Consider the following 3087-nt stretch of genomic DNA (forward strand, 5'->3'; position numbering starts at 1 on the left):
GAATTACGGGGCGTAGGCGTAAGCCGTACGGACCCAAACCTGCTCCAAAAGTCAATCCTGACTCCACTTCACAAAATCTAGGCGAGCCTTTAGCAAGGCTCTTCTAGATTTTGCTCCAGTGGTTCAGGCTTAACCGACTTTTGTCGCACTCTAATTCTTTGAAGCTTGCTAGGTGAGAAGAAGGTAGCAACGCTGCTGGCGCAGCCTTGAACTTCATCTCTAAGTCGCTCCGCTCCAAGAGCTGAAGCTGCTCGAACCGGTGCTATGCTTTAGCCGTTGGAGCGCTAGCGACTTACGGATATAGTACAAAACGGCGAAAGCCGTTCTTGGCCCTCCAAGATTTAACGATCACTTTCAAGACGCAACGCATGCTCACTCGCAATTACTATTAAGCAACCTATATTTACGATTTACCAGCTTTTTAAATAATAAATATCTTAATTTACATAATTTAGCTAAAGAATATAGTATAATGAGAGAGAATGTGTAGAAATTGTGCTTTGAATCCGTTACACTATTCATAAGGATTTTTTAAATTAATAGCTTCATATATCTATAAGGAGGCTTTTTAGATGACAGTAAAAATGGAAGCAAAACATGGTGAAATTGAAATTAGTGATGAAGCCATTGCCATGGTAGTCGGCAAGGCCACCACCCAAAACTACGGCGTGGTCGGCATGGCCTCGAAGAATCAAATTCGTGACGGCATCCAAGAAATTCTCAACCGGGAAAACTATGCGCGCGGCGTGGTGGTCCACAGTGAAGACCAACGCGTGGTTGTGGATGTTTATATTATCGTGAACTATGGTACTAAGATCTCCGAAATTTGTCGTAACGTCCAAAGTTCTGTGAAGTTTGAGTTAGAGAAGGTCCTAGGCCTCTCTGCCAACGTGGTAAATGTCTTTGTCCAAGGCATTCGAACGGATGTCGACTAGGAAAGCTTGAGGAGGTTTAATGTGAATTCGATAGATGCAAAAGAGTTAAAAAATATGATTTCGGTAGGGGCTAAGCGCCTCGAAGACCAGGCGGAATATGTCAATTCCTTGAACGTCTTCCCGGTTCCAGATGGGGACACAGGGACGAATATGAGCCTTTCCTTCACTTCAGGCTGTGACCTGGTGACGACCAATAACGCCCAAGATGTCGGTCAGGTGGCCCAAGACCTCGCCAAGGGACTCTTGATGGGCGCCCGGGGCAACTCCGGCGTGATCCTGTCTCAGTTATTCCGCGGTTTCGCCAAGGGCTGCGAGGAGAAGGAAGTCCTCTCCGGCCAGGACCTGGCGGATGCTTTTAACCATGGGGTGGAAACAGCCTACCAAGCAGTGATGAAACCAGTGGAAGGAACCATCTTAACCGTGGCTCGCGAGGCAGCAGAAGCGGGGATGGCCGCCGCCAAACAGCAGGATGATCCTATCCATGTCATGGAAGAAGTCCACAAGGGGGCGGAGGAAGCGCTGATCAAGACGCCAGACCTCCTGCCTGTCCTCAAAGAAGTGGGCGTTGTCGATAGTGGGGGCCAAGGCCTCTTCATTATTTACACCGGCTTTTTAGAAGCGCTCAAGGGTGAAAAGATCGAAGTCGATGACAAGGTCGGCATGTCCCAAGCAGATGTGACGGAACTGGCCCACCAAGAAAACTTCTTCAAGACCTCCCATGCCGTGTCCAATGAAGACATCACTTATGGCTACTGCACGGAGATCATGGTCAAATTGGGCGAAGGGGAAACTGTTACCGACAGCTTCGACTATGAGACCTTCCGCAACTTCCTCAACGACCTGGGCGACTCGCTCCTGGTAGTTAACGACGAAGAAGTGGTCAAGGTCCACGTCCATACCGAACACCCCGGCCAAGTGCTTGAATACGGGCAAAAATTTGGCTCGTTGATTAAGATCAAGGTCGACAACATGCGCCTCCAACACGATACCATCCTCGAAGGCAAGGCCCAAGCCTCTGCGCCAGCCAAGCCTAAGGAAAAAATTGCCGTGATTGCGGTGGCAGCTGGCCAAGGTATCCAGGACATGTTCCAGAGTCTGGGCGTCTCCAAGGTCATCAATGGCGGGCAAACCATGAACCCATCGACGGAAGACATTGTCAAGGCGGCCCAAGAAGTCAACGCGGAAAGCTATCTGATCTTGCCGAACAATAAGAACATCTTCATGTCCTCCAAGCAGGCGGCGGAGATCTTGGACCAAGACGCCCGCGTGGTGGAATCCAAGTCCATCTCCCAAGGTCTGACGGCCATGTTAGGCTACAACCCAGAAGCCAGCCTGGATGAGAATGCGGAAGCCATGACTAGCGAACTGGCCTATGTCAAGTCTGGCCAAGTCACCACCTCTGTCCGCGATACCAAGATTGGCGACCTCACCATTAAGGAAGGCGACTACATGGGCATCGTCGATGGCGACATCATCAGCAGCCAAGCTGACCGAAAAGCCCAAACCCTAGCAACCGTTGAGGCCATGCTGGATGAGGATTCCGAAATCGTGACCCTCTTCTTCGGCGAGGGGGTAAGCCAAGACGAAGCAGAGGCTTTGGCAGAGGAAGTCGAAGCCAAGCACGAGGACATCGAAGTGGAAGTCCACGAAGGCCAGCAACCTGTTTACGCTTATTTGATTTCGGTGGAATAGGAGGATAGTACCTTATGAGCATGCGCTCCGCTTTGAAATTGATCGTTAAATCTTGGAGGACCAAGAACGGCTTTCGCCGTTTTGTACTATATCCGTAAGTCGCTAACGCTCAGATAGCTATACACCACCGGCTCGAGCAGCTTCAGCTCTTGGAGCGAAGCGACTTATGCGATAGCTGTTCGAACAGCGTGAGATTACAGATATCGTATGCTGGCCAGAGATGAAGTTCAAAGCTGCGCCAGCAGCGTTGCTACCTTCTTCTCACCTAGCGAGATTCAAAGTTAGAGTGTGACAAAAGTCGGGAGCTCTGAATCACTGGAGCAAAGGATGGAAGAGCCTTGTTAGAGGCTCGGCCAGCCTTTGTGAAGTGGAGTCAGAGCTGACTTTTGGAACAGGTTTCGGCTAGTACGGCTAGCGCCTACGATACGTAATTCGCTTCTAGTCGGGTTCGGTCTGGCAG

General features: G+C 50.3%; 2 protein-coding genes. Both read left to right on the top strand.

Features of this window, described 5'->3' with window-relative positions:
- Positions 1–572 precede the first annotated feature (572 nt).
- A complete protein-coding gene (locus HMPREF2626_RS07025; protein ID WP_067972279.1) occupies positions 573–935 on the top strand; it encodes an Asp23/Gls24 family envelope stress response protein in 363 nt (120 codons plus the stop codon).
- A gap of 54 nt (positions 936–989) precedes the next feature.
- Positions 990–2627 carry a DAK2 domain-containing protein gene (locus HMPREF2626_RS07030; protein WP_070619323.1) on the top strand — a complete coding sequence of 546 codons (1638 nt, stop codon included), beginning with the start codon at positions 990–992 and terminating at the stop codon, positions 2625–2627.
- Positions 2628–3087: the final 460 nt, after the last annotated feature.

It is taken from the genome of Aerococcus sp. HMSC062A02, from assembly GCF_001809535.1.
Taxonomy (GTDB): Bacteria; Bacillota; Bacilli; order Lactobacillales; family Aerococcaceae; genus Aerococcus.